Origin of the sequence: Halobellus sp. Atlit-38R, assembly GCF_003665925.1 — an archaeon.
GTDB lineage: Archaea > Halobacteriota > Halobacteria > Halobacteriales > Haloferacaceae > Haloquadratum > Haloquadratum inordinatus.
Genome location: NZ_QXIJ01000008.1, coordinates 22074 through 48307 on the forward strand (window position 1 = coordinate 22074; position 26234 = coordinate 48307).

Genomic DNA, 26234 nt, shown 5'->3' on the forward strand with positions numbered 1-26234 from the left:
CCGACCGTCGTTACTGGTCGCCGATCGCCGAGTCGAGGTTCCGTTCGAGCGCCTCGACGCTCCGACGGATCTCTGCGACCTGTTCGGTCTGTTGTTGGTTCGCCGCCGCGAGTTCGGCGACTTCGTCGGCGATCCGTTCGACACCTTCGACCGTGGTGCCGAGCATCGCAGAGATGTCTTCGGCGCTCGTCGCCTGCTCGTCGGTCGCGGTCGCGATCTGCTCTAACTGCTCTGAGACGTCCGCGATCGCCGACTGGATCTCCCGTTGGTTCTCGTTGACCGTCTCGATCTGGCGTTCGATTTCGTCGACCCGTGCTGTGGTCTGTTCGATGCCGTCGATCGTGTCGGTCGCGATCGCCGCGATCGACTCGACGAGCCCTTCGATCCGATCGGCTTCGGTCTTCGACTCGGCCGCGAGCGACTTCACTTCGTCCGCGACGACGGCGAATCCGTCGCCCGCTTCGCCGGCACGGGCCGCTTCGATCGACGCGTTCAGCGCGAGGATGTTGATCTGATCCGCGATGTCGTCGATCACGGCGACGACGTCGTCGATCTCTTCGACGCGCTCGGCGAGGTTCGCAGCGTCGTCCGCCATTCGGTCACTCGCGTCGGCGACATCTTCGACGGTCCGTAGCAGTTCCTCGGTCGACTCCTCGGACTCGGTCGCGAGATCGGCCGTCTCGGAACTCTGGGAACTGATCGTCTCGACGCTGGCGGCGACTTCCTCGGTGGTGGCGCTGAACGTCTGGATGTCGTCGTCGACCTCTCTGACGTGTGCCGCTTCCTGTTCGGCGACGTCGGCGATCACGTCGACGTTCGCCGTGACCTGTGAGGACGCCGCTTCGAGTTCGCCGACGGTGTCGTCGAGGTCCTCACTGACCTGTTTCTGGACGTGCTCCATCGACTTGCGCTGTTCGACGATGTCCGTCACGCGGCTCACGACCTCGAACGCGCCGACGACGTCGCCGTCGGGAGCTGACAGCGGGATGCCGGTCGCGCGGACGTGCCACTCCTCTCCCTCCTCGTTGGTCCCAGACCTGATCTCTGACTCGCGGACGGTTTCGCCGGTACGAGCGACCTCCTCAGCGAGCGTTTCTGTCGTGCTCTCAGTGCCGATGATTTCGTTTGCGGGTCGCCCGAGCACTTCCTCAGGAGGGAGACCCATAAACTCCGCGTGCTCGTCGTTCCAGTGGGTCAGTCGGCCATCGTCGTCGACGACGAGCACCGGCTCGGGGAACTCGGCGGCGAGTTCGTCGAAGAGGTGTCGCCAGTAATCACGTTCGGCGCGATACCGCTCGGCCTCGGTGTAGTCGTCCGGGACGTCCGGAGCGAGAGAGGCTGTCTCGATCGGGGGTGATTGTGTCATTGCGAGGTGCGTATCCGTGTCACTATTTAACTGATTCGCACAGTTTTCACAGCTGATATTCGTATCTGGCCCAGGGGAACGCCGCGAGAGGGTAGTACTCGAACGGGACTCGTTTCTGCGGTGGCACGACAGCGCAGACGCTACTCGTAACACCGCCGCTTGACGAGCGCAGTGGCCTCGTAGCTGACGACGACGTCGTCCTCTTGGTTCAGCCCCTCGAAGTGCGTCGTGACGTAGCCTCGGTCGTCGTGTTCCGAGGCCGGACGTTTGTCGATGATTTCGGTGTGGAGGTGCAGTCGGTCACCCGGTGCAACCGGCTCGCGCCAGCGGATGTTGTCGGCACCGACGCCGGCCAGCGCCGCCAGCGGGTCGGGATCCTCCGTGAGCAGTCGCATACACATCGCCATCGTGTGCCATCCCGAGGCGACGAGTTCCCCGAAGACCGAGTCCGCGGCGGCCTCCTCGTCCGTATGAAACGGCTGTGGGTCGTACTTTTCGGCGAACTCCTTGATCTCTGCTGCCGTCACGTCGTAGCCGCCGAACGTCGCCATCGAACCGACCTCGACGTCCTCGTAGTACCGCATATTCTTCGCACGCTCGCCCACGTCGAAAACCCTTCGACGCCCGGAACGGGATAGGGCGGGGCCGAGCGCGAACTGCGTTGCAGCGGCGGATGTGCAGCAGCGTACCGCAAAGGTTTACGTGGGGTAGTCCGAACGGTGTGGTATGGCGCAACAGTTCGACCTCGAAGAGGCTGCTGAGGAGGCTGAGGACCTGCCGGACCCGCGAGAGATCGTCTCGAAGGACGAGGAGATCCCGATCGAAGAGCTGTTCGACGAGGACTTTATGCAGGAGAACACCGACTTCGACACCTTCGACGAGATGGTCGCAGCGAGTCCCTCCGACGCGACGTCGGCGGACGACCTCGAACTGGTGCCCGACGGCGAGTGGGACGAGTTCGTCGCCGAGACCACCGACTTCGACGACGAGGAAGAGATGGTGTTCGCCGTGCGCGACCACTGGGTCGCCGAGAAGCTCGGTCTGAACTAACCACGCTGGCCGGCGGCGCGGATCGCGACGCCATTTTCACGCCGACAGCGTCCGCTGAATCCAACAAAAACGGCCGTGTTCGGCCGTCTCCGCCCGAGTCAACCACAACGATTATGAGGTACGTGTGGTAACAGATGCATAGACACGATGAGTTCAAACGATGCCGACCAGCCAGTGTTGATCGCCGGTGCCGGACCCACCGGAATGACTGCGGCCCTCGCGCTTCACGCCCGCGGCGTGCCCGCAGCGATCATCGAGGCGGACTCCGAAGATCGTGACCGCGCCGGCAGCCGCGCGATCTACGTTCACGGATCGACGCTCCGGACGCTCGAACGGATCCACCCCGGACTTGGAACGGACCTCGTCGAGGAAGGCCTCGTCTGGCCGACTCGCCACACGATGTGGCGCGGCAAGACCGTCTTCCGACGCACCTACGACAACCCCGGCGGCGACGGCGAGATCCCGCACTTCACGAGCCTGCCGCAGGTCGTCACCGAGGAATATATGCACGAAGCTCTCGACGAAGTCGGCATCGACATCCACTGGGATGCCGGCGTCGAGAGCGTCGAATCGACGCCCGACGGCGTGCACGTCGAGACCGCAGACGGCCAGGAGTGGGAGACGCCGTACCTGATCGGTGCCGACGGTGGTGGCTCGCAGGTCCGCAAGGAGATCGGTGCCGAGTTCGAGGGCGAGCAGTCCGAGAACTCCTTCATCATCGTCGACGTCGAGACGCTCGACGAAAACACGATCGAAGAGGAGCCGATCCCGTTCGAGCGCCTGTTCCACTACGACTCCCCCAACGCCGACGGCCGCAACGTGATGCTCGTGCCGTTCACCGGCGGCTGGCGGCTCGACATCCAGTGTCTCGGCGACGACGACCCCGAGGAGATCTCCAGCGACGAGCAGATGCGGGAGTTCGTCGGCGAGATTATGGGCGAGGACTACAAGGACAACATCCAGTGGACCTCGACGTACAAGTTCCTGCAGGTCCAGGCCGACACGTTCATCGACGAGAACCGCCGCGTCCTGCTCGCTGGTGAGGCCGCACACCTGCTCGCGCCGTTCGGCGCCCGCGGGATGAACTCCTGCGTCGCCGACGCCGACGAGGCCGCCTCGGCCGTCGCCGTCGCGACGCGCTCGAACGACGCCGTCGCTCGCGACGAGGTCGAACTCTACGCCGCCCGTCGAGAGCGCGCGGCCGAGTACAACATCGAGGCCGCCGGTCAGGCGCTCGATTACCTCCAGGGCGACACGCCCGTCACCGTGCTCCGCAAGGAGGCCGCGGCGTCGCTCGCAGATTACTTCGAGCCGGCCGGCGAGTACCTCGACGACGCGCCGTACGGTCCGCACACCCCGCCGCCGATCGCCTCGACCGGCCGCGGCAACTACTGAATCGCCCGCGTCACATCGGCGGTCGAGATCCGCCGTTCGTTTCTGACCCGGCGGCGAGGAGCGCAGCTCCGCAGGTCCGTCTCGTGTAGACGGTAACTCGGGTCGCGATCTGTCGTCTGTCTACTATGTGTCCAAAAGAGACGAGTGAAGCCGATCCGACGGCTCCCCTCAGTAGTTCCGGTAGATGAGGTCGCGCTGAATCGCGCCGACGCCCTCGTAGATCATCGGCATCCTCGCGTCGCGATAGACGCGAGCGATGCGGTTCTCGTCGAGGAGGCCCTGTCCACCGTGGAGCTTCATCCCCGTTTCGGCGCACTCGGCGGCGACCTCAGTGGCCTTGGCTTTCGCCATCGCGGCCCACCGCTCGGCGTCGTCGCCTGCCATCACGTGTTCGACGGCTCGCCAGAGCAGCGCCCGGGCGCTCTCGAACTCCATCCGCATCTCCGCGAGATCGTGCTGGACCGACTGGAAGTCCGAGACGCTGCGACCGAACTCCTCGCGGTCGTGGACGTAGTCCCACGCCTCTTCGATGGCGGCCGCGGCGAGTCCGATCCCCTGGGCGGCGACGCGGACGCGCCCGTGGTTGAAGAACTCCGCGACCATCCGGAAGCCATCGCCGCGTTCGCCGATGAGGTTCTCCGCGGGCACGCGGCAGCCGTCGAACGTGATGTGAGCCTGCTCGGAGGCGCGCATCCCCATCTTCTCGGGGATGTGCTCGGCCTCGTACCCCTCGGCGTCGGTCGGAACGATCAAGAGCGAGTGGTTGCCGTGTCGGTCGTCGGTGTCCTCGGTGCGGACGTAGACGGTGATCCAATCGCCCGAGATTCCGTTCCCGATCCAGTACTTCTCGCCGTTGATGACCCACTCGTCGCCGTCGCGGTGAGCGGTGGTCTCCATCCCGGCGAGGTCGCTGCCGGTGTCGGGTTCGGAGATCGCCATCCCGGTCCGCTGTTCGTACTCGGCGATAGGTCTGAGGTACGTCTCTTTCTTCTCTTCGCTGCCGAACGCTTCCATAATGTTGGTGCCGAAGCTCTGGCCCATCAGCGCGAGTCCGATCCCGGCGTCCGCCCGGAAGAACTCCTCGGCGGTCGCGACGACTTCCGGGAGCGAACGTCCGAGTCCGCCGTAGGCGGGGTCGATCTCCTGGGCGACGAGTTCGGCGTCGCGTCCGGCCTCGACGACGTCGACCGGGTACGATCCCGACTCGAAGTAGTCGGCCGCGACGGGGCGGATGTGTTCGTTCGCGAACGAGCGAGCCTGCGCTTTCACGTCGTGTGCGTCCTCGGGGACGACGGCATCTGTGAGTATATCGGATTTCATATCTTTGTGTTGTGGTGTTTGATATTCGTAATATATTTTCGTGTGCTTTCGATCACTCGTCGAGCGGGAGTTCACCCTCTGTCTCGATGAACTGCTCGCGAAGGTCCTTCTTGTTGAACTTGTGCGTCGTGGTCTTGGGAATCTCGTCGACGAACCGGAAGACGTCCGGGAGCCACCACTTCGGGAACGTGTCGAGCAGGTGGTCCCGCAGGGACTCCTCGTCGACCGCTGGGTCTTCGGTCACGACGAACGCGACCGGCCGTTCCTGCCACTTCTCGTGCGGCACGCTGACGACGGCCGCCTCGGCGACGCCGTCGGCGTCGATGAGCGAATTCTCGAGCTCGACCGAGGAGATCCACTCGCCGCCGCTCTTGATCGCGTCGTCGATGCGGTCGACGATGTCGAGGTAGCCGTACTCGTCGATCGTGCCGACGTCGCCGGTCTTGAACCACCCGTCGTCGGTGAACGAATTCGCGTTCGCGTCGGGGCGCTCGAAGTAGCCGTCGGTAAGCCACGGCGAGCGCGCGTGGATCTCGCCCGGCGTCTCCCCGTCGTGCGGAACGGGATCGCCGTCCTGCGTCCGCAGGCGGATGCGCGCGCCCGGTGCGGGGATCCCAGCCTTTCGCTTGAGTTCGTAGCGCTTCTCCTCCGGAAGGTCCTGCATCTCCGTCGTCTCGAAGGTGTTCGCCAGGTGCGGCGAGGCCTCGGTCATCCCGTAGCCCTGGTAGATAGGCGCCTCGTACACCTCCTCGTACTTCTGCATCAGCGACGCCGGCGGGGCGCTCCCGCCTGTCAGCACGCGGTCTAAGCTGTCGAGCGGTTCGCCCGCGACGGATTCGAGGTAACTGTCCATCTCGATCCAGATCGTCGGGACCGCGGCCGCAGCCGTCACGTCCTCGGCGTCGATGAGGTCGGCGACGTCCTGTGGCCCGGTGTGTTGGCCCGGTAAGACGAGCTTCGACCCGTAGAACGTCGCCGAGTACGGGAATCCCCAGCCGTTGACGTGGAACATCGGCACGACCGGCATCACCGTGTCGTTCTCGCCGACGCCGAAGACGTCGACGTGGCCGTGGACCAGCGTGTGCAGGAACATCCGCCGGTGGCGGTACTGGACGCCCTTCGGGAGGCCCGTCGTTCCCGAGGTGTAACACAGCGCGAACTCGCGCTCTTCGTCGAGTTCGGGCCAGTCGTACTCGGTGTCGTAGCCCGCGATGAACGACTCGTAGTCGACGACCGATTCCAGCGAGGTCTCGGGCACCTCGTCGTCGATGACGACGTACTGCTCGACGGTTTCGAGGTCGTCGGCGATGGCCTCGACTGTATCGAGGAACGCGGGGTCGACGAACAGCATCTTGTCCTCGGCCTCGTTGATGATCTCGACGAGGTGGTGTTCCGGCAGGCGGTGGTTCGTCGTGTGGATGCTCCGACCGCTGCAGGAGGGGCCGAAGTACAGTTCGTAGTGACGGTAGTGGTTGACCGCCATCACCGACACGCGGTCGCCGAGGTCGAGGCCGTAGTCGTCGAGTGCGTGCGCGAGCTGGCAGATGCGCTCGTAGGCGTCCGCGTAGGTGTAGCGGTGGAGCGAGCCGTCTGAGAGCTTCGAGACGATCTCTTTGTGGTCGAAGAGATCGACCGCGCGTTGCAGGAACTTCGTGATCGTGAGCTCGTAATCCTTCATTGCTCTCGTGGCTCGAATCGGTAGAACACTCGGTCCTGGTCGGTCGGGCCGTCGATGTCGACGATCTTCAGCTGCACGGAATCGCCGATCTCGAGGTCGTCGTACGCCGCGTCGTCGATGCGGGCCGACAGGCGCACGTCCCCGAGGTCGACGACGCCGACGACGAACGGCACGTCGTCTTCCATCCCGGTCGGCGCGCCCGCGCGAAGCGTCGAGAACGCGAACAGCGTCCCCTCGTGCGGCAGGTCCACGTATTCGAGGTCGTCGCTCTGACACTCCGGACAGACGATCCGGGGCGGGAACTGCAGGTCGCCGCAGTCCCGACACTGCGTCGTCGTCAACTGCCCGTCGCGGAGGTTGTCGTAGAACTCGTGGATCTCCGTATGGGCCTCGTCCTGTAGCTCGTAGAAGTCGAGCAGTCGCGGTAGCTCGATCGTCTTCGGAATCTCGACGACGTCTCTGTCCGTCTCGTGGTCGTTGTGGGTTTCGTCGCTCATTGTGGTCGCCCTCGCGCGAGCGTCATCACGCTGTGCACTGAGGCGCTGCCGCTGAGGTTGTGGATGAGTCCGGTCTCTGGGTCTGGCACCTGTCGTTCGTCTTCGACTGTTCCGCGGAACTGATTGAAAATTTCCAGCGCCTGTGAGACGCCGGTCGCGCCCAACGGATGCCCGCACCCGAGCAGTCCGCCGCGCGGATTGACGCCGATGTCGCCGTCGAGTTCGCTGCGGCCGTCCTCGATGAACTGTCCGCCCTCGCCCTTCTCGACCCAGCCGAGGTCCTCGTACTCGATGATCTCGCTGATCGTGAAGCAGTCGTGGACCTCCGCGACGTCGAGTTCGGCGAGCGGGTCGTCGATCCCGGCCTGTTCGTAGGCCTGCTCGGCCGCGGTCGTCGCCTGCGGCCACGCCGACATCGACGGGAGATTGTTGATCGAGTTGCTCGCCATACACGCCTGACCGCTGCCCGTGATCCAGGCGGCCTCGTCTGTCACCTCTCGGGCTTTCTCCTCGCTCATCAGGATCAGCCCGGCCGCGCCGTCGGTGACGCCGCTGCAGTCGTACAGACACAGCGGCGGCGACAACTCGAAGGAGTCGACGACGTCGTCGACAGAGATCTCCTTTTGATAGTGAGCGAACTCGTTGTGGGCGGCGTGGCTCTTGTTCTTCGCGCTGACGCGCGCCATCTGTTCGCGCGTGGTGTCGTACTCGTGCATATGCCGCTGGGCGATCATCGCGAAGTACGGCGGCGCGTTCAGTCCGTTGACGCCGTCGAACTCCCGGTCCATCACGTTCGTCATACTGGCCTGTGTCTCGGCCATATGCTCTCGCGGGAGGTTCATCTTCTCGACGCCGAGGACGAGCGCGGTGTCGAGTTGCCCGGACGCGATCGCCAGCCAGGCGTAGCGCAGCGCGGCCTGCCCGCTCGCACAGGCGAGTTCGGTCCGCGCGATCATACTGTCGACGTCGACGCCGAGGAGTTCCGCCACCATCGGCGCGACGTGCGTCTGGAACGCGAACCGTTCTGGCTGGACGGAGCCGACGAACAGGCCTTCGATGTCTTTCGGCCCCACGTCCGGGACGTCATCGAACGTCGCCTTGCCGGCCTCTTGGATCAGGTCCTTGTAGCTCGCCTCGCGGACGCCCCACTTCGCGTGGCCGCCGCCGACGATGCCGACGTTTCGCGTCATCTCAGTCACCTCCGAAGTCCGGCTCTCGATCCTGGTTGAACGCCGCGACGCCTTCGAGCATATCGTCCGTGGTCGCGAGCAGTCCGAAGGCTTGGCTCTCCATCGCGATTCCAGTCTTGAGGCTCGCGTTCTGTCCTTCGGTGATGACGCGCTTTGCCACTTCGAGCGCGGTCTGGGGGCCGTTCGCGAGGTCGGAGACGACGTCGTCGAGCGTCTCCTCGAACTCGCCCTCGTCGAGGACGCGGTTGAGAATGCCCCAGTCTGCGGCCCGCTCGGCTGAGATCTGCATCCCGCGGTAGACCAACTCTTTCGTCCGCGGTTCGCCGATGAGGCGGACGAGCCGCTGGGTACCGCCGCCGCCGGGAATCAACCCGAGGTCGATCTCGGGGCTGCCGAGCGTGGAGCCTTCGGTCGCATAGCGGAGGTCGCACGCGAGGGTGATCTCCAGCCCCGCACCGAGACAGAAGCCGTCGATCTTCGCGATCGTCGGTCGCGGATAGTCGTAGATCGCTTCGACGGTCTCGTCGACGGTGGCCAGTTCCGTCGGCTCGGCCGTCGTGAAGCCGGTGATGTCCGCGCCGGCACTGAACGCGCGGTCGCCCGCGCCCTCGAAGACGACACAGCTCACCGCCTCGTCGTCGACGGTGTCGAGCAGGCGCTTGACCTCGTCGAACATATCCGTCGAGAAGGCGTTGAGTCGCTCCTCGCGGTCGAAGACGACGTTGAGGACGCCCTCGTCGGTCAGTTCGTGGCTCACGTAGTGGTAGGGGCCGCCGTCGCTGTAGTCGTAGAAGCCCCGCCCGGCGTCCTCGCCGGTGTGGCCGTTCTCGACCAACTCGACGAGGTACTCGGCCGGCTCGTAGCGCTCCGCGTCGGTCCGCTCGTGGAGGTCGCGGAGTTTTTCCACCACTCGATCGAGCCCGAGTTTGTCCGCGGTCCGGCAGGTCCCTTCGGGGAGGCCGCCGCCGAGACGCATTCCGATGTCGATGTCCTCGGGGTCGGCGACGTCGTCACCGATCAGCTTCGCCGCTTCGTTGATCATCCGGGCCTCGATTCGGAGCGTGTCGACGCCCTCGCCGTCTGTGGGCTCGTAGTTGACGCCCTCACTGTCCTCGTAGTCGTAGAAGCCCTTGCCGGTCTTCCGCCCGAGGTCGTCGTCTTCGACCCGGGACCGGATCGAATCCGGGACGGGCATATCCCACTGGTCGCGGGTGTGGGTGAAGATGTCGAGGCCGCCGAAGTCGTTGAGCTCGAACGGTCCCATCGGGTACCCGCGCTGGAAGACCATCGCGGCGTCGACGTCTTGGATCTCGACGTCGCCCTCGTCGAGCATAAACGCAGCTTCGCCCATCAGCGGCGTCAGCACGTTGTTGACGACGAACTGGGGGACGTCCTTGCGGACCCGGATCGGCGTCTTCTCGAGCGACTCGACGAACTCGATGCCCGCGTCGACGACGTCCGTTCGCGTCTGTTCGCCGGAGACGACTTCGACGAGGTCCATCTTGACCGGGGGATTGAAAAAGTGCATCCCGCAGACGTACTCGGGTCGGTCAGTGGCCATCGCGATGTCGCTGACGCGGAGACTCGACGTGTTCGTCGCCATAATCGTCTCCGCCCCTGTGGCGGCGTCCACGTCCGCGAAGACGTCGCGCTTGATGTCGAGATCCTCGGGCGCGGCCTCGATCACGAGGTCGGCATCGGCGACCGCCGCCTCCAGATCGACCGTCGTCGAAATCCGATCGAGGACGGTGTCTGCGTCCTCTTCGATCTGATTTTTCTCTGCGAGTTTGCCGAGACTCCACTCGATCTGCTCGTATCCGTCCTCTACGAGTTCTTCTTCGATATCGCGCATCACGACCTCGTAGCCCGCAATTGCGGCCACTTCGGTGATTCCGTGGCCCATATTGCCGGCTCCGAGAACCGCGACGTTCTCGATTGCTTCGTCCATCGGGTGATAGTTCGGAGCTACCATAATTAATTTATCGGAGGTTTGCAGTATAATGTGGAAACAGTGGCCGGCGAAATCGGTACGCCGATAAGGGTATGCCGATCTCGTACGGTAATAGGTGACTGGAGTCGTAAGACGGCCCTCCAGTCGCGCGTGTTCGCGAGTGACACCAACCTTGTGCGGGATGTACTGTTTCGTCTTCGTACGATATATTCGGACGCTTTCAGGGCGCGTATTGGTAGTTGACCGAGACGATGTTCGCAGACTTCTGGACCTCCCTGACGAACTCGTCTCGTTGCTCGTCGTCGAGGAGCCGATCGCTCGGACAGACGATCCCGACCGAACCGAGAACGCGGTCCTCGACGCGGACGGGTGCCGCCACCGCGCCCATCCCGACGACCTGCTCGTCACGGTCGATGCTGTATCCCTGCTCGCGGACCGCTTCGAGTTCGGCGGTCAGTTCCTCGGGATCGGTGATCGAGTTCGCGGTCTGCGCCGGCAACCCGTGCGTCTCGACGATACGCTCTATGGCGTCCTCGCCGAGGTGGGCCAGAATGGCTTTGCCGCCCGCGTGCGTGTGAATCGGTGTCCGGAATCCGGGATAGATTCCCAGTTGGAGGGAGTCGGATCCGAACTCCGTATGGAGAATGACGAATTCGCCCCGCTCTTCGACGTTGACGCTGGCCTGTTCTCCGGTCTTTTCCACCAGACGTTCGAGTTCGGGTTTAGCGACGTGAAATAGCCGATTCCGGTACTTCACCTGGCCACCCAGTTCGAGCAGTTGGAATCCGAGCCGGTAGGTACCGTCGTCGTTGACCACGTAGCCCATCGTTCGCAGCGTCCGCAGGTAGTCGTGGACGGTGCTCTTCGGGAGATCGAGTCGTCGTGCCAGCTCGGCGACCCCGACCTGTTTCTCCTCTTTGAGTACTTCCATTATCTCGAACGCTCGTTGGACCGTCTTCAGCGGTGGCGTGTCGTCGGTCATTCTTACGTCGAGCATCAGACTCGACGGACCTAAAGACATCGGTTATTTCGAACAGTATGTCGGTCGAATCAGAGGAGCTACTCTTGCGGCGAAACCGTTGTGTGGACGTTCCTTTTCGCGTACTAAGACAGGACTAACAGACAGTGTGGCCCGACAATCGGATCGGCTCATAGCAAAGAAGCAGACGCATTGAGTGTGAGAATGTAGAATTAGGATTCCGTCCGACTTTCTCAGACGCCACGCTGGGCATTTCAGACACACGTTCTGACCAGAGGCGATGAGACGCTTGCGGTAGTCCGGCAACGAGCGCGGTCCTCCCACGTGCCGAACGCAAACGTGATTCGGCGAACTGTCAGCCGTTCACCGAGGCGAAGGCTGTGGGCCTTTCGTGGCTAGGACGTGCGGGGAATTATTACTCGAAATCGTGTTTTTCCTCACGGATCGGCCAGCAGATCAACCCCACCACTGTCGCGAGGTCCTAACGGAAGTACAATTGTTATTCTCTCCGTGACGGAACGTCCGGAGCGAAGGACGTGTCTCACTCTTGTCCGGCGTCTCGATCGTCGCATTCCGACGGTTTGGGTCCGGTGTGGCACCGGCTCGTCCAACGCAGTTCAGCGATATTTGGACACGAGACCGACGAGGGCATCTGTCCGAGGCCAGATAATAGTACACAAAGTATATATACGCAAGAGAAAATAGGACAGGTATGGCTACATCCGAGCAACTGACTGACTCCGCTCACTTCTCGGTCGAGAACATCGGTGGGATCGACCAGACAGAGGTCGATATTCCGCCCGGCGTGACGGTTCTCACCGGCAAGAACGCGACGAACCGGACCTCCTTCCTCCGATCGATTATGTGTGCGATGGGGAGCCAGCGAGCCTCCCTGAAAGGCGACGCGGACGAAGGTCGCGTCGAGATGACGCTCGACGGCGACACTTACGAGCGAACGCTCAAGCGAGTGGGTGACGGCGTCACCTTCGAGGGCGACGGCTACCTCGACGATCCCGAAGTCGCCGACCTGTTCGCATTCCTGCTCGAAACCAACGACGCCCGGCAGGCGGCCGCCCGTGGCGACCAGCTTCGTGACGTCATTATGCGACCTGTCGACGTCGACGCGATCCGAGCGGAGATCCGCCGACTCGAAACCGAGAAGGGCGACATCAACGACGAGTTGGCTAACATCGAGTCGCGAAAGCGCGACCTCCCGCAACTCGAACAGCGTCGCAACACCCTCCGCGAGAAGATCGAGGACAAGCGTGAGGAACTCGCCGAACTCGAAGACGAGATCGACGACAGCAGCCGGGACGTCGAGCAGGGGCGGAAAGAGCAGGCCGAACTCGAAGAGAAACTCCAAGAGCTGCGGCAGACCCGCTCGGAACTCGAAACCATCCGCCGCAAGATCGAGCGCCAAGAGGAGAGCATCTCGTCGCTGAAGCGCGAACGCAGCGACCTCGAGTCGGATCTCGACGATCTGCCGGAGACGCCGATGGGCGACCACCGGGATCTCGAATCCGAGATCGATCGGCTCCGTACGGAACGGCAGGATCTGAACACGGAGATCAACGAACTCCGCAGTCTGATCCAGTACAACGAGGAGCGCCTCGAAGCCGAGGACTACGAACTGCTGCAGGACGGGGGCGCAGCTGCCGAGGAGAGCGGCGGCTCGCTCACCGACCAGTTGGTCGACTCCGACTCCGAGACGGTCGTCTGCTGGACCTGTGGCTCCTCGGTGGAGCGCGAGCAGATCGAATCGACGATCGACCGGCTGAAATCGCTCCGCACCGAGAAGGTCGACGCCCTCAACGACGTCAAAAGCCAGCTCGAAGAGCTGAAACAGGAGCAGCGAGAGGCGACGAAAAAGCAGCGTCGTCGCACCGAAATCGAACGCAAACTCGACGATATCGAGGCGGAACTCGACCGGCGTGACGAGCAGATCGACGCGCTGAAAGCGAACCGCGAAGGCCTGACCGACGAGGTCGAGTCTCTGGAGTCCGAAGTGGAGAGCCTCGAATCGGCGGACTTCGACGAGATCCTCACCCTGCACAAGGAGGCGAACCAACTGGAGTTCGAGATCGACAGCCTCGAATCCGACCTCGACGACGTGACGAGCGAGATCGAAGAGATCGAAGCCGACGTCGAGCGCGCGGACGACCTCCGGGAACAGCGCACGGAACTCGTCGACGAACTCACCGACCAGCGGACGAAGATCGACCAGATCGAGGCCGAAGCGGTCGACTCGTTCAACGAGCACATGGAGTCGATCCTCGACCTGTTGGGCTATGAGAACATCGAGCGCATCTGGATCGAGCGGATCGAGGACGCGGGCTCGACGAACGGGCAGACGCGCTTCGAACTGCACATCGTGCGGACGACCGAGAACGGCGCGGCCTACGAGGACACGATCGACCACCTCTCGGAGAGCGAACGAGAGGTAACGGGACTGATCTTCGCGCTCGCGGGCTATCTCGTCCACGACCTCCACGAGTCGGTGCCGTTTATGGTGCTCGACTCGCTGGAAGCGATCGACTCCGACCGGATCGCCGCGCTCGTCGAGTACTTCGCGGACTACGCGGACTTCCTCGTCGTCGCGCTGCTGCCCGAAGACGCACAGGCCCTCGACGACCGGTTCACACGCGTGACGTCGATCTGAGCCCCATCAGGACCGACAGCCCAGTACATTTTTCAGACCCTTCGGCGAAAGAACCCCAATGTCAAACACGACCGACAATCGACCATCGAGCAAGGTGGCGCGGCTGATCTCCGAATACGGCCTCGACGGCCTCGGAGACGAGCTCGAAGCCCGCTGGACGGGCGACGGCGTCGAGCGGACGAGCCTGCGCGACCTCGCGGATTACTTCAACGAACGGCTCCTAGAGCAAGCCCTCATCGACGCCGGAATGAGCGCGCTCGAGAGCGATGTCTCTTCGACGTACGAGAATCTGACCGACGACGAGGTCAGTACAGGTGTCAGAACAGACACGCGCAATCGCCTCGAACAGAACGGCGTCGACGTCGACGCGCTCGAATCCGATTTCGTCAGTTACCAGGCGATCAGATCGTACCTCACCGAGTACCGCGACGCCGAGTACCGACGACTCTCCGACGAGGAGAAAGTGGAGAAGGACCTCCAGAGCATCCAGCGGCTGATGACGCGGACGCTCTCGGTGACCGAAGAACGCATCGAGAAACTTCGCGAGACCGGCCGGATCGACGTCGACGAGTTCGAGGTGCTCTTGGACGTGCAGGTGCTCTGTCAGAACTGCGGCGAACAGTACTCTATCTCGGAGTTCCTCGAACAGCGCGGCTGTGAGTGTCAGCGCGACTGACGCTGACTGTCGTTCACTCCCTGCACTCAGCGACTTCCTGTTGGTTGCGCTAGGATTCGAGTTCGGCGGCGACCCAACGCAGCACGTATGTCGGAGTCCGCGTCCCCCTGGACAGCTATCGTCGCGTTCGAAAGTGATTACACAGCCGATCACGCTGTCGTGCAATTACGTTCGTGACGACGTGCGAATGCTACGTTAGTTCTGTATGTGAAAACGGATCTCGGAACGCGACGCTGACTGAACGCCGATCCGAGTATGCAAACAACAGTACATCTGTTATTCGAGGCGCAGCTACGAGCGCTTTCAGTGACAGTACGTCATCGGTTTTCGTTAGAATATTCAATGTTTTAACGTATAAGCGAATTATTCGACAATATACGCCACGAATTGAGCCATTAAATTTGAGAAAATAGGTATAAATCCTGGTTTATGTAGATATAATCCGAAATCGTCCTCGAACCGATTGTTTTGAAATTGAAAATCTCTACGTTCGTCGTAGATGCTTCAATCAGACAGTGACCGAACAGAGACCCCGCTCTCTCGTCGCCGTCCTCCGGCACTACTCGGCGTCGAGTCTGACATCGACGACGGCGTTCTATCTATGGTCGACGGCCGAAATCGCCGCGCCGAGATGTTGTGTTCCGACGTCGACGTGGACGAACACCGCCTCCGGGTCGCCCGCTACGGCGGCGTAGCCGTAGGCGGCAAACATCGCGCCGAACTCGTGCGGACAGACGACGAATTCCGGGATCGCTTCGTCGGCCTCGCGAAGGCGCGCGGCCCCGATCAACGGCGTGTGGTCGGTGCCGAAGTTCGCGAAGACGTACCCGAGGCCACTCTCGGCGAGCGACCGAAGCATCGACTCGGCGACTGTACGGTCGTCAGTTCGGTCGGCGTCGTTCGTGGGGATCATATGCGATCTGGTGTGACCTACGGTCCTTCCCGCGTTGGTCGTGTACAGGGGACACAGTCGGAAGACGAATCTGTGTATAATGAGTGACGTTGAATAATTCGTCCCCGTCGCGTACATCGAATCCGGAGTCGTCGACCACGGCGAAGTCCGAACATATATACAACCGATCGTCGATAACCCATCCGTGTTGAAACGGGAGCCAGCGTCGGGGGGAACAGCGCGGCGATGACGAACGTCGCTACCGCTATCGTTCGTGACCGCGCGGCCCTGTCGGTCCCGATCGGGCTCGTCGCAGCGGCGGGCGTGCGGCTCGGAGCGCCGTTCGATCCCGCAGGGGCGACGATGCTCGCCATCACGGCGTTCTGCATCGCGCTGTGGATCGGAAACCTCATCTCGCCGGCCTACACCGGCGTACTCTGTCTCGGACTCGTCGGCCTCGCGTTCTCGCTCGACCTCGCGCTCTCGGGGTTCCGCTCGCCTGCGACGTGGCTCATCGCGTTCGGTCTCGTGATGGGCGAGGCGACCCGGCGGAGCGGGCTCGCCGAGTGGACGGGGCGCTGGATCGTCCACCGCGTCACGGTCGAGGACCCCGCTGCGCATCCGGTCCGGACGTACCGTCGCTTGCTGGCCGGCCTGTCGCTCGCCGGACTCGCGCTCGTCCTCGTGATCCCGGTCGGCATCGTCCGCGTGCTCGTCCTCGCGCCGGTCGCACTCGAAGTCGGCGACCGCTTCGACGCCCGGGACGCGAAGCTCGGGTTGTTCTTCGGACCGATTCTGATCACGTATCTCGGGACCGTCGCGGTGCTCACCGGCGGCTCGCCGAACATCGTCGTGCTCGGGATCTTCGAGTCGATCACGGGGACGTCGATCGCCTGGACCGAGTGGTTCGTCCTGCTCTTTCCCGTGATGGGCGTCGGTCGACTGCTCGTGATCCTCGGGGTCGTCTACGCGCTCTATCGGCCGCAGGCCGACTGGACGATCGAGGAACAGACGTCGACGCTGCGGTCGATGACGGGTGCCGAACGCCGGATGCTCGCGTTCCTGCTGGCGGGCGTCGCCCTCTGGGTGACGGACGTGTTCCACGGACTGCACCCGGTGTACGGCGCGATGTTCGTAGCGGTGCTCGCGTTTCTCCCGGGGATCGGCATCGCGGACTTCGAGGACACCGTCGGCGACATCGACTTCTCGATCCTGTTCTTCATCGCCGCCGTGCTGGCGATCGGCGAGGGACTGACTCGGACGAACGTTGCGTCCGCACTCGCCGAACGCCTCCTGACTATCGTCCCGACTGAGGCACCGCTCTTTGCGGTGCTCGCGATCGTCTTTTTGTTTACGGTGGGGCTGATGTTCGTCATCAGCGGCTTGGCCGCTGCGAGCGTCGTGACGCCCGTCGTCGTCGCGTTCGCCGCCGATGCGGGCCTCCCAGTCGTACCGATCACGTTGACGGAAGCGGTTGCGCTCCAGATGCCGTTCTTTCCCTATCAGTCGGCCGTGCTCGTCGTCATCTTGGCGTACGAGATCGTCGAGGCGCGAGAACTGATCCGCGTCGTCGCCGCGGTCACGCTCGCGACGGTTCTCCTCTTGGTGCCGGTCCAACTCGGAATCCTCGCAATGGCCGGGTGAACGACGGACGCAAGCACGTGACGGCGGCGTGCGCGTGACCACTGCTCGTCATCCGTGGCGACGGGTTTTTGTATTCGCTTGCGTATTTGCGTACGATGCTACACGCACACGGATCGCTGCTGACGGTCGACGTCGGCGACCGCACAGCGGAGACGACGAACATCGACGAGGAACTCTCGGAGTTCATCGGCGGGCGCGGCGTCTCGACCAAGTTGGCGCACGACCGGATCCCCTACGACGCGGATCCCCTCGGCCCGGAGAACCGGGTCTACCTCGCCTCCGGGCCGCTCCAGCAGTCCTCGATGAGCTTCACGGGGCGGATGAATATGACCGGCCTCTCGCCGCTCACTGACGGGCTTCTCTCCTCGAACGCCGGCGGCTACCTCTCGCGGAACTTCGTCGGCACCGGCCACCCGGTCGTCGAGGTCGCGGGCGCGAGCGACGAACTCCTCGCCGTGCACGTCCGCGACGACGGCGTCGAGTTCGAGGCCGTCCCCGAACTGGAAGGCGCGACCGTTCCCGAGGTCACGGAGGCGATGAACGAACGTCACGGCCTCGAGAGCGAGAACCTCGTGACGATCGGTCCGGCGGGCGAAAACGAGGTCCGGTTCGCCTCGGCGATGACCTACGACGAGCGCGCCTTCGGCCGCGGCGGACTCGGCGCGATCCTGGGCTCGAAGAACGTCAAGTGTCTCACGTTCGAGGGCGACTCCGCGCCCGAGATCGAGATGCCCAACGAGGACGTCCAGATGGACGTGCACCGCCAGGCCGCGACCAGCGACGACATCTTCCGCCGGCAGGGGACGACTCATCTCGTCCAGATCCTCAACGACAACTTCTCGCTGCCGACGCGATACTTCTCGGAGCTCTCCTTCGAGAACGCCGAGAAGATCAACGGCGACCGCGTCGAGGAGAAGAAGTACAAGAAGGCAGCCTGTTCAGTGTGCGCGTTCGCGTGTAAGCTCCCGACCCGCGACGAGGCGAGCGGGCTGGAGACCGAAGGGCCGGAGTTCGAGACCATTATGGCCTTCGGCAGCAACTCCGGCGTCGACGACATCGTCGACGTGATGAAGTCGAACGAGCTGTGTGACGACCTCGGGATGGACACCATCTCCTGCGGCAACACCATCGCCGCGTACCTCGCCAGCGAGGACGAGTTCGGCAACGTCGAACTGATTCACGAACTCGTCGAGAAGATCGCCTACCGCGAGGGAATCGGCGACAAACTCGCAGAGGGTATCGACCGCATCTACGAGGACCTCGCCGTCGACAACTGGACCGTGAAGGGAATGGACTTCGCCGCCCACGACGGCCGCGTCGTCCACGGCCAAGGGCTCTCCTACGCCGTCGCGAACCGCGGCGCCGACCATATGTACTCGACGACGATGATCGCCGAGTACAACGATGTCATCCCCGCGGAAGGCACCGCCGGCAAAGCGGAGTTCATCATCGACAACGAGAACCGCAACGCCGTCCGCGACAGCGCCGTCCTCTGCCAGTTCGGTCTCGGTCGCGTCATCGAGGAAGACATCTTCGAGGCGCTCTTCGACGTCGACTACGAGGACCTGCTGGCGGTCGGCGATCGGGTCGTGAACCTCGAACGGCACTTCAGCAATCAGCGCGGCCGCGACGCCACCGACGACACGCTCCCCTACGACCTGCCCGATCTGGAGTCCTCGATCCAGGAGTACTACGACCACCGCGGCTGGACGGACGAGGGCGTCGTCCCCGGCGACCTCGTCTCCGAGTACGCGCAAGCGGACTGACGCTCGCGTCTCGGTATCCGTACTCGCTTTCCGAACACCGCCGCCCGGGTGACGCCTCAGCTACGACAGACGCGTAGCGTCGTTTCGGGGAGTACTTTCGGAATCCATCGAACGACGCACTCGCCGCAGTCTTAGAAAAATGTATATAACAGAACTGCAAAACTGATACACAGTATGGCAGAACTTGCCAAACTTGGACACATAGCGTTCGAGACGCCCGATCTCGAGGAGTCGTTGTGGTTCTTCCGCGACCTGATGGGTATGAAGGTCGTCGAACGGGAGGACGACACCGCATATCTCTGTGCGCTCCGGGATTACGAGCATCACACGATGAGCCTCACCGAGGGCGAGAAGGGGGCCGTCGATCACATCGCGTTCCGCGCGCAGAACCCCGAATCCGTCGAGGAGTACGCGGAGCGACTGGACGAGCTCGGGATGGACGTCACGTGGACCGAAGACGGTCACGAGGCGGGCATCGGCGACTCGATTATGTTCGAGCTCCCGGCGGGGCACCGCTTCGAGATCTACTACGAGATGGACAAACCCGATATCGACGGGGAACAGCGCTCGAAGATTCCGATGCGGCGCTACAGCCCCGAGTACGCGAACCGCGTGTACCCCCAGCGGATCGACCACACCCACGTGCAGGACGGACAGCCCGAGCAGACCTCACAGCTCTTCGAGGAGGAGTTCGGGATGGGACTGAACGAGGTCTTCAAATCCGAGGACGGCACGACCTGGGGATGGTGGCACGCTACGACGCCGCTGCCGCACGACATCGCAGTCCACCGACTCGAAGAGGAAAAACACGAGTTCCACCACATCGCCTACCACCTCGATCACCTGCAGGATCTGTGGGACGCCGCCGACATCCTCTCGGAGAACAACATCGAGATCGACGGCGGTCCCGGCAAGCACGCCATCACGAACGCGAACTACCTCTACGTCAAGGATCCCGCCAGCGGCATCCGTCTCGAACTGTTCGCCGGGCCGGGCTATCTCAACTTCGAGCCCGACTGGGAGACAGTCGTCTGGCAGGAAGAGATCGGGTCGGAGTCCGATCACCAGTGGTTCGGCACGCAGTACAGTCTCGGCGGCATCCCGTACACCGAATAGCGGCGCGCGCCCGCGAACCGCGCCGTCTTTTATTCGTCGCTGAGTCGGGCGTTGACCGTGCCGATCGAGGAGAACTCGACGGAGATCACGTCGCCCGGCGCGAGATCGACGGCCGGCGTCAACGACCCGCTCAAGACGAGATGACCGGCTTCGATCTGCTCGTCTAAGTCTGCGAGGGTGTTCGCGAGCCACGCGACCGACCGGGCGGGGTGATCGAGCACGGCCGCGCCGACGCCGGACGATTCAAGCGTACCGTTCTTGTAGAGCTTGACGCCTTCGAGCGAGAGATCCTGATCGGGAACCGTCGTCTGCTCGCCCGCGACGTACAGCGCGGAGGAGGCGTTGTCTGCGATCGTGTCCTGAATCCGGATGTCCCAGTCGCGGACGCGGCTGTCGATGACCTCGACGACCGGCAGCACCGAACTGGTCGCATCGAGCACGTCCAAATACGTCACCGGCGGCGAGAGCGACTCCTCCATAACGAACCCGATCTCGGGTTCGACCCGCGGCTGGAGGAGTTCGTCGCCGGGGATCTCTCGCCCCGCGACGAACATCGTATCGAGGAGGCGGCCGAAGTCGGGCTCCTCGACGCCGAGTTGTTCCTGAATACCGTCGCTCGTCAGGCCGATCTTGTGGCCGACGATCTCCGCCCCGTCGTCGAGACGGCGCTCGACGAGTCGCGTCTGGATGTCGTAGGCGTCCGACTTCGTCAGTTCGTGGTCCGCCGTGAGGCGATCGATCGGCGACTGCGTCCGAAGCGCCGTGTAGAGCGATTCGGCCAACTCCTCGCGGGTTTCTGCTGGAACTGCCATATGCCCGCTACTGAGTCGGGCATCAAATAGGTTGGTGTCCGGCACCCGAACGCGGGCCGCGAACGCTGACCCCCGTGATTTATGTCGACGCCTGCCCCGCCTTGGAGTATGGACGTGATTCACAGCGCGATTTGGGTATCGGACATCGACGAGACGCTCGACTTCTACGTCGGTGCGCTCGGTCTGGAGAAGACGAACGAGTTCGTCGGCGGCGACGACGCCCGAAACGTCTACGTTCGCGGCGAGAGCGACGCCGAGATCCAGTTCAAGCACAAGCCCGGTCACGACCTCGGCGAGCAGACCCGCGCTCGCTTCGACCACCTCGCGCTCGAAGTCGACGACACCGACGCGGAGGTCGAGCGCCTGCAAGAGGAGACCGAGACAGAACTGCTCCGCGGCCCGCTCGACTCCACGGGCGCGAGCGCGCGCGTCGCCTTCATCACGGACCCAGACGGGCACGTGATCGAACTGGTCGAGCCGCGAGAAGACCTCTAATAGGGATTATCGAACTGTTCGGAGATTCTCGCCGTACCGTCCGGCGAGACATCTATGCAGACTTACGATGATCCCTATAAGTTCCGAGAACCGGAGAGACAGAAAACGAAAGCGCGGTCGATTCGTCGTCAGTCGTCGGAGGCCGCTTCGGCGGTCTCGGCGTCTTTCTCGCTGGCGAGTCGCGAGGCGACGTCGGTGATCAGGTCCTCCTGGCCGCCGACGACCTCCATTTCGCCGAGTTCGATCAGGATCTCGCGGGGGTCGATGTCGTACTTTTCGCCCGCGCGACGGGTGTGCCGGAGGAACGAGGAGTAGACGCCGGCGTAGCCCAAAAGCAGCGAGTCGTTGTCGAGTTCGGGCATCTCGTCGTCGGAGATCATCGGGACGAGGACGTCCTCGGCGGCGTCCATCGTGCCGAAGAAGTCCGGGTTGACGTCGTAGCCGGCCTTCTCCAGCGTGCCGACGAGGACCTCCATCTGGGCGTTGCCCGAACCCGCACCGAGCCCGCGCAGACAGCCGTCGATCGTCACCGCGCCGGAGTCGAGCGCCGCGAGCGAGTTGCCGATCGCGAGCCCGAGATTGTTGTGCGCGTGAAAGCCCACGTCGATAGAGAGTTCGTCGACGAGCAGGCTGACGCGGTCGCGGACGTCGCTCGGCAGCAACGCGCCGGCGGAGTCCATCACGTAGACGGCGTCGGCGCCGTAACTCTCCATCAGTTGGGCCTGTTCGAGCACCGTTTCGGGCGCTGCCATATGCGAGAGCATCAGGAGACCGTTCGCTTCGAGGCCCTGGTCTTTGACGTACTCGAAGTGCTCCTCGGAGACGTCAGCCTCGGTGACGTGGGTCGCGATCCGGCAGATGTCCGCCCCGTGGTCGATCGCCATATCGATCTCCTCGATCGTGCCGATGCCGGGCAGCATCAGGACCGACAGTTCAGTGTCGGTGAGTTCCGGCGTCACGGCGTCGAGGTACTCCTCGGTGCTGGCCGCCGAGAAGCCGTAGTTGATCGAGGAGCCGCCCATTCCGTCGCCGTGAGAGACCTCGACGACGTCCATCTCGGCCGCGTTCAGGGCGCTGGCGACGTCTGCCATCTCCTCGGGCGTGAACTGGTGGTCGACGGCGTGCATCCCGTCGCGGAGCGTCATATCGACCAACCGAACCGAATCAGTCATCGCTGACACCTCCGATGGGGCTGGCGTCGACTGGCTGCTGTGCGATCCGTTCGGCGGCACCGAGTGCTGCGCTTGTCATGATGTCGAGGTTGCCCGCGTACGGCGGGAGATGTTGGCCCTCGCCCTCGACTTCGATCATCGTGGTGAGAATGATCGAATCGCCGAGGTCGAAGGCGACGTCGTCTTGGTCTTTGACTGTCGGTTCGAGCGTGACCTCGTAGCCGGGGACGTACGTCTGGACGTCCGCTTCGATACGGGAGACGGAGTCGCGGACCTCGTCGACGTCCGTGTTCTCGTCGACCATCGTGTAGACGGTGTTCCGCATCATAATCGGCGGCTCCGCCGGGTTCAGGGTGATTATCGCCTTCCCGTCGTCGGCCCCGCCGACCTCTTCGAGACCGGCCGCGGTCGTCTGAGTGAACTTGTCGATGTTGCCCCGCGTGCCCGGCCCGGCGCTCTTCGAGGCGATGTGTGAGATCATCTCGGCGTACTCGACGTTCGAGACGCGGTTGACGGCGTGGACGAGCGGGATCGTCGCCTGGCCGCCGCAGGTGACCATATTGATGTTCTGCGTCTCGCCGATCACGTCGTCGAGGTTGACGACCGGAACGGTGTAGGGGCCGATCGCGGCCGGCGTGAGGTCGATCGCGAACAGCCCGAGGTCCTCGTAGACCGGCGCGTGCTGTTCGTGGATGCCCGCGCTCGTGGCCTCGAAGACGATGTCGAACTCGTCTGCGTGTTCTTCGATGCTGTCGATGCCTTCGGTACCGACGTCGATTCCCTGCTCGACGGCGGCCTGGAGTCCTTCAGACTCCTCGACCGGGAAGATACCTACCATCCGCTGGAGGTCGATATCCTCACTCCGGTCGAGTATCTTGTACATCAGGTCGGTTCCGATGTTACCCGGACCGACTATCGCCGCATCTAACGACATATCGTTCGGTAGGAATCTATCGTACAAATAACTTCGCCTACGGTACGCGGGCAGAGCGGGTAGGCCGGTGGAAAATCCCGCGCGAAACGCGGATACGGACTCCGTACTGTAGATCACGCGATTCGAGTGCGACCGCCGAATATGATGCGTACCCGAAAGTTCAAACGATTTGCAGCGGTACTCGACGGTATGGGAGACGACCTCAGTATGGGAGACGACTTCACGTCGCGACTCCGCGCGTGCGAACCGGTCGCCGGCTGTTGGATCTCGATTGGCCATCCCGCCAGCGCCGAACTCCTCGCTGGCGTCGGCTACGACTTCGCCGTACTGGACGGCGAACACACCGAGATGACGCTGGAAGCGCTGGCGACGGTGGTCCGGGCTGTCGCGGCCGCGGGCACGGACACGGTCCCGATCGTTCGCGTCGCCTCGAACGATCCGACCGAGGTGAAGCGCGTCCTCGACCTCGGTCCGGTGGGCGTGATGGTGCCGTCTGTCGAGACGGCCGCGGAGGCCGAACGCGCCGTCGACGCCTGCACGTACCGACCGCACGGACGCCGCGGCGTCGCGGGCTACCGTGCGGCCGGCTACGGCGCGAACCTCCAGGAGTACGTCGCGTCGGCGAGCGAGGAGGTGCTGACGATCGTACAGGTGGAATCGGAGCGGGGCGTCGAAAACGTCGAGAAGATTGCTGCCGTCGACGGCGTCGACGCGCTGTTCATCGGCCCGGTCGACCTCTCGGCCTCGCTGGACGTGTTCGGCGACTACGACGCCGACGAAATGCAGGACGCCGTCGACCGGATCGTCGACGCGGCCGACGAGGCGAATACGCCGGTCGGCACGCTCGCGACGAGCCGTGCGGAAGTCGACGTCCGCGACGACTGGGGCGTCGACTTCCTGGCGATGGGGCCCGACCTGGCGATGCTCGGTGAGACCGCCCGGGATTACCTCTCGACGTACCGCGGGCGGCACGAATAGCAGCGATGCTGTCGGTGTCAGATCGGGTCAGGCCAGATCAGGAGTAGAACGACGCGAGAGAGAAGCAGAGTCCTGGTGTCAGTCCCTTTTAGAAGGGGTACTCGCGTGGTTCGCGCTGGACGGACGTCCACTTGGTCTGAGTGAACTCGTCGATGATCCACTTGCCGTTGTAGCGGCCCATTCCCGAGTCTTTCACCCCGCCGAAGGGAACGTGCGGTTCGACGTTGACAGTCTGATCGTTGACGTGGACCATCCCGGCTTCGATCCGGTCGGCGACGTCGCGGGCGCGACCGCGATCGGCTGAGTGAACCGACGCTGCGAGGCCGTACTCGGTATCGTTCGCGAGTTTGACCGCTTCGTCGTCGTCGCTGAAGGGGATGATCGGCGCGACGGGCCCGAAGTGCTCGTTGCACGCGGCGGCCATCTCGTTGGTGACGTTCGTGAGGACGGTCGGCTCGACGAACAGGCCCTCGCCAGCACCGCCGGTTTCGAGAGTCGCCCCCTGCTCGACGGTACGGTCGATGTAGTCGAGCATCTCCTCGCGCTGGTCCGCGTTGATGATCGGGCCGATCACGACGTCGTCGTCGAGCGGGTCCCCGATCTTCAGTTCGGCGGCGCGCTCGGCGAGTCGTTCGGCGTACTCGTCGTAGATCGACTCGTGGACGAGGTGGCGGTTGATCGAGATGCAGACCTGTCCCTGATTCCAGAACGAGCCGAAGACGCCCGCATCGACCGCCGCGTCGAGGTCGGCGTCTTCGAGCACGACGTGGGGGTTGTTGCCGCCGAGTTCTAAAGCGGGGAACGCGAAGTGATCGACCGCGTTCTGTCCGACGAGTTGGCCGACCGGCGTCGATCCGGTGAAAGCGATGACCTCACAGTCGGGGTGCGAGGCGACGCGGTCGCCCGCCTCGGGGCCGGTACCGGTGACGACGTTCAGGACGCCCTCGGGGAGCCCGGCCATCTCGAAGAGGCGCGCGAGCAGCAACCCACCGGAGATCGACGTCTCCTGTGCGGGCTTGAGCACGACGCTGTTTCCGAGCGCGATAGCGGGCGCGACCGCGCGGATCGAGAGCTTCAACGGGACGTTCCACGGCGATATCACGCCGACGACGCCGACTGGTTCGCGCTGGATGATGTTCTCCTTGCCGGGGATCTTCGACTGATTGTGCCCGCCGGAGGAGCGAAACGCGAAGGATGCCGCGTCGTGAACGAAAGTGATGGTCCCGCCGACTTCGATGTCTTGGCGCGGCTTCGTTCCGCCGCTCTCTACGGCGAGAATCTCTCGAATTTCGTCCTCGTACTCCTCGATGAGAGTCGCCGCGCGGCGGACGACGGCGGCGCGTTCGTCGGGGGTCGTCTCCTCCCACTCCGCCTGGGCCCGCGTAGCGGCCTCGAAGGCGCGATCGACGTCGTCGGCTGAGGCCGCCGGGACCTCCGTGACGGACTCGCCGGTCGCGGGGTTCGTCACGTCGATTCGGTCTCTGTCGTCGGGCGTTTCCCACTCACCGTCGATGTAGAGGGCGTTCCAGAAGGCGTCGGTCGAGATCTCCTGGGATACCTCACTCTCGGACATACACGTCTGCGAACACGTCCCACGAGTAAAATAATACCGACCCCGGAACCGGTTGCCTATTATGGATCAACTCCAGAAATGTAACCATATT

The 26234-nt window shown here is 63.5% G+C and carries 22 protein-coding genes; 9 read left to right on the top strand and 13 right to left on the bottom strand.

Annotated features, from left to right (window positions below):
- Positions 1-10 precede the first annotated feature (10 nt).
- Both D3D02_RS11900 and D3D02_RS11905 read right to left on the bottom strand, forming a co-directional pair.
- On the bottom strand, positions 11-1366 hold the full coding sequence (locus tag D3D02_RS11900; RefSeq protein ID WP_121570213.1) for a methyl-accepting chemotaxis protein: 1356 nt from the start codon (positions 1364-1366) through the stop codon (positions 11-13).
- Positions 1367-1506: 140 nt separating this feature from the next.
- Positions 1507-1950: a MaoC family dehydratase gene (locus D3D02_RS11905; RefSeq protein WP_121570214.1), complete on the bottom strand. Its 444-nt coding sequence runs from the start codon at positions 1948-1950 to the stop codon at positions 1507-1509.
- 142 nt (positions 1951-2092) lie between these two features.
- Between D3D02_RS11905 and D3D02_RS11910 the strand changes: the two genes are divergently transcribed.
- Positions 2093-2416, top strand: a complete 324-nt coding sequence (locus D3D02_RS11910; protein WP_121570215.1) for a hypothetical protein — start codon at positions 2093-2095, stop codon at positions 2414-2416.
- A 147-nt stretch (positions 2417-2563) separates the two neighbouring features.
- Positions 2564-3811, top strand: coding sequence for an FAD-dependent monooxygenase (locus D3D02_RS11915; protein ID WP_121570216.1), 1248 nt, complete (start codon positions 2564-2566; stop codon positions 3809-3811).
- 168 nt (positions 3812-3979) lie between these two features.
- Here D3D02_RS11915 and D3D02_RS11920 read toward each other — a convergent pair whose 3' ends face one another.
- From D3D02_RS11920 to D3D02_RS11945, 6 genes are all read right to left on the bottom strand, one after another.
- On the bottom strand, positions 3980-5131 hold the full coding sequence (locus D3D02_RS11920) for an acyl-CoA dehydrogenase family protein (RefSeq protein ID WP_121570217.1): 1152 nt from the start codon (positions 5129-5131) through the stop codon (positions 3980-3982).
- Positions 5132-5183: 52 nt separating this feature from the next.
- Positions 5184-6809 carry a long-chain fatty acid--CoA ligase gene (locus D3D02_RS11925; protein ID WP_121570218.1) on the bottom strand — a complete coding sequence of 542 codons (1626 nt, stop codon included), beginning with the start codon at positions 6807-6809 and terminating at the stop codon, positions 5184-5186.
- Positions 6806-7306, bottom strand: a complete 501-nt coding sequence (locus D3D02_RS11930) for a Zn-ribbon domain-containing OB-fold protein (protein WP_121570219.1) — start codon at positions 7304-7306, stop codon at positions 6806-6808. Before D3D02_RS11930 ends, D3D02_RS11925 begins: the two co-directional genes overlap by 4 nt.
- Positions 7303-8496 carry a beta-ketoacyl synthase N-terminal-like domain-containing protein gene (locus tag D3D02_RS11935; protein WP_121570220.1) on the bottom strand — a complete coding sequence of 398 codons (1194 nt, stop codon included), beginning with the start codon at positions 8494-8496 and terminating at the stop codon, positions 7303-7305. Before D3D02_RS11935 ends, D3D02_RS11930 begins: the two co-directional genes overlap by 4 nt.
- Position 8497: 1 nt before the next feature.
- The gene (locus tag D3D02_RS11940) at positions 8498-10444 is read right to left on the bottom strand and encodes a 3-hydroxyacyl-CoA dehydrogenase/enoyl-CoA hydratase family protein (protein WP_199723087.1); all 1947 of its coding nucleotides are present in this window, start codon (positions 10442-10444) and stop codon (positions 8498-8500) included.
- Between the two features lie 223 nt (positions 10445-10667).
- Positions 10668-11444: an IclR family transcriptional regulator gene (locus D3D02_RS11945; protein WP_199723079.1), complete on the bottom strand. Its 777-nt coding sequence runs from the start codon at positions 11442-11444 to the stop codon at positions 10668-10670.
- Positions 11445-12138: 694 nt separating this feature from the next.
- On the opposite strand from D3D02_RS11945, the gene D3D02_RS11950 reads away from it, so the two are divergent.
- On the top strand, positions 12139-14085 hold the full coding sequence (locus D3D02_RS11950; RefSeq protein WP_121570222.1) for an archaea-specific SMC-related protein: 1947 nt from the start codon (positions 12139-12141) through the stop codon (positions 14083-14085).
- A gap of 58 nt (positions 14086-14143) precedes the next feature.
- Positions 14144-14761 (top strand): rod-determining factor RdfA, encoded by a 618-nt coding sequence (gene rdfA, locus D3D02_RS11955; RefSeq protein WP_121570223.1) that lies wholly within the window; start codon positions 14144-14146, stop codon positions 14759-14761.
- 595 nt (positions 14762-15356) lie between these two features.
- Here the strand turns inward: rdfA and D3D02_RS11960 are convergent.
- The gene (locus tag D3D02_RS11960) at positions 15357-15674 is read right to left on the bottom strand and encodes a thiamine pyrophosphate-binding protein (protein WP_199723080.1); all 318 of its coding nucleotides are present in this window, start codon (positions 15672-15674) and stop codon (positions 15357-15359) included.
- 225 nt (positions 15675-15899) lie between these two features.
- On the opposite strand from D3D02_RS11960, the gene D3D02_RS11965 reads away from it, so the two are divergent.
- From D3D02_RS11965 to D3D02_RS11975, 3 genes are all read left to right on the top strand, one after another.
- Positions 15900-17297 (top strand): SLC13 family permease, encoded by a 1398-nt coding sequence (locus tag D3D02_RS11965; RefSeq protein ID WP_199723081.1) that lies wholly within the window; start codon positions 15900-15902, stop codon positions 17295-17297.
- A gap of 95 nt (positions 17298-17392) precedes the next feature.
- Positions 17393-19063: an aldehyde ferredoxin oxidoreductase family protein gene (locus tag D3D02_RS11970; protein WP_121570224.1), complete on the top strand. Its 1671-nt coding sequence runs from the start codon at positions 17393-17395 to the stop codon at positions 19061-19063.
- Between the two features lie 174 nt (positions 19064-19237).
- On the top strand, positions 19238-20179 hold the full coding sequence (locus tag D3D02_RS11975; RefSeq protein WP_121570225.1) for a VOC family protein: 942 nt from the start codon (positions 19238-19240) through the stop codon (positions 20177-20179).
- Between the two features lie 29 nt (positions 20180-20208).
- Here the strand turns inward: D3D02_RS11975 and D3D02_RS11980 are convergent, their stop codons facing one another.
- Entirely contained in the window at positions 20209-20991 is a 783-nt protein-coding gene (locus tag D3D02_RS11980; RefSeq protein ID WP_121570226.1) for a 2-keto-4-pentenoate hydratase, read from the bottom strand.
- 108 nt (positions 20992-21099) lie between these two features.
- Here D3D02_RS11980 and D3D02_RS11985 point away from each other — a divergent pair, with 108 nt between their 5' ends.
- On the top strand, positions 21100-21486 hold the full coding sequence (locus D3D02_RS11985) for a VOC family protein (protein WP_121570227.1): 387 nt from the start codon (positions 21100-21102) through the stop codon (positions 21484-21486).
- A gap of 128 nt (positions 21487-21614) precedes the next feature.
- On the opposite strand, the gene dmpG is transcribed toward D3D02_RS11985, so the two are convergent.
- Together dmpG and D3D02_RS11995 are read right to left on the bottom strand one after the other, a co-directional pair.
- Positions 21615-22658: a 4-hydroxy-2-oxovalerate aldolase gene (gene dmpG, locus D3D02_RS11990; RefSeq protein ID WP_121570228.1), complete on the bottom strand. Its 1044-nt coding sequence runs from the start codon at positions 22656-22658 to the stop codon at positions 21615-21617.
- Positions 22651-23592: an acetaldehyde dehydrogenase (acetylating) gene (locus D3D02_RS11995; protein ID WP_121570229.1), complete on the bottom strand. Its 942-nt coding sequence runs from the start codon at positions 23590-23592 to the stop codon at positions 22651-22653. The genes dmpG and D3D02_RS11995 overlap by 8 nt, the downstream gene beginning before the upstream one ends.
- A gap of 189 nt (positions 23593-23781) precedes the next feature.
- On the opposite strand from D3D02_RS11995, the gene D3D02_RS12000 reads away from it, so the two are divergent.
- The gene (locus D3D02_RS12000) at positions 23782-24570 is read left to right on the top strand and encodes an HpcH/HpaI aldolase/citrate lyase family protein (protein ID WP_158599361.1); all 789 of its coding nucleotides are present in this window, start codon (positions 23782-23784) and stop codon (positions 24568-24570) included.
- An 88-nt stretch (positions 24571-24658) separates the two neighbouring features.
- On the opposite strand, the gene D3D02_RS12005 is transcribed toward D3D02_RS12000, so the two are convergent.
- Positions 24659-26143, bottom strand: coding sequence for an aldehyde dehydrogenase family protein (locus D3D02_RS12005; protein WP_121570231.1), 1485 nt, complete (start codon positions 26141-26143; stop codon positions 24659-24661).
- Positions 26144-26234: the final 91 nt, after the last annotated feature.

Coding starts and splice junctions, on each gene's coding strand:
- D3D02_RS11900 (WP_121570213.1), bottom strand. CDS start 1,366: ATGACACAATCACCCCCGATCGAGACAGCCTCTCTCGCTCCGGACGTC.
- D3D02_RS11905 (WP_121570214.1), bottom strand. CDS start 1,950: ATGCGGTACTACGAGGACGTCGAGGTCGGTTCGATGGCGACGTTCGGC.
- D3D02_RS11910 (WP_121570215.1), top strand. CDS start 2,093: ATGGCGCAACAGTTCGACCTCGAAGAGGCTGCTGAGGAGGCTGAGGAC.
- D3D02_RS11915 (WP_121570216.1), top strand. CDS start 2,564: ATGAGTTCAAACGATGCCGACCAGCCAGTGTTGATCGCCGGTGCCGGA.
- D3D02_RS11920 (WP_121570217.1), bottom strand. CDS start 5,131: ATGAAATCCGATATACTCACAGATGCCGTCGTCCCCGAGGACGCACAC.
- D3D02_RS11925 (WP_121570218.1), bottom strand. CDS start 6,809: ATGAAGGATTACGAGCTCACGATCACGAAGTTCCTGCAACGCGCGGTC.
- D3D02_RS11930 (WP_121570219.1), bottom strand. CDS start 7,306: ATGAGCGACGAAACCCACAACGACCACGAGACGGACAGAGACGTCGTC.
- D3D02_RS11935 (WP_121570220.1), bottom strand. CDS start 8,496: ATGACGCGAAACGTCGGCATCGTCGGCGGCGGCCACGCGAAGTGGGGC.
- D3D02_RS11940 (WP_199723087.1), bottom strand. CDS start 10,444: ATGGACGAAGCAATCGAGAACGTCGCGGTTCTCGGAGCCGGCAATATG.
- D3D02_RS11945 (WP_199723079.1), bottom strand. CDS start 11,444: ATGCTCGACGTAAGAATGACCGACGACACGCCACCGCTGAAGACGGTC.
- D3D02_RS11950 (WP_121570222.1), top strand. CDS start 12,139: ATGGCTACATCCGAGCAACTGACTGACTCCGCTCACTTCTCGGTCGAG.
- rdfA (WP_121570223.1), top strand. CDS start 14,144: ATGTCAAACACGACCGACAATCGACCATCGAGCAAGGTGGCGCGGCTG.
- D3D02_RS11960 (WP_199723080.1), bottom strand. CDS start 15,674: ATGATCCCCACGAACGACGCCGACCGAACTGACGACCGTACAGTCGCC.
- D3D02_RS11965 (WP_199723081.1), top strand. CDS start 15,900: ATGACGAACGTCGCTACCGCTATCGTTCGTGACCGCGCGGCCCTGTCG.
- D3D02_RS11970 (WP_121570224.1), top strand. CDS start 17,393: ATGCTACACGCACACGGATCGCTGCTGACGGTCGACGTCGGCGACCGC.
- D3D02_RS11975 (WP_121570225.1), top strand. CDS start 19,238: ATGGCAGAACTTGCCAAACTTGGACACATAGCGTTCGAGACGCCCGAT.
- D3D02_RS11980 (WP_121570226.1), bottom strand. CDS start 20,991: ATGGCAGTTCCAGCAGAAACCCGCGAGGAGTTGGCCGAATCGCTCTAC.
- D3D02_RS11985 (WP_121570227.1), top strand. CDS start 21,100: ATGGACGTGATTCACAGCGCGATTTGGGTATCGGACATCGACGAGACG.
- dmpG (WP_121570228.1), bottom strand. CDS start 22,658: ATGACTGATTCGGTTCGGTTGGTCGATATGACGCTCCGCGACGGGATG.
- D3D02_RS11995 (WP_121570229.1), bottom strand. CDS start 23,592: ATGTCGTTAGATGCGGCGATAGTCGGTCCGGGTAACATCGGAACCGAC.
- D3D02_RS12000 (WP_158599361.1), top strand. CDS start 23,782: ATGGGAGACGACCTCAGTATGGGAGACGACTTCACGTCGCGACTCCGC.
- D3D02_RS12005 (WP_121570231.1), bottom strand. CDS start 26,143: ATGTCCGAGAGTGAGGTATCCCAGGAGATCTCGACCGACGCCTTCTGG.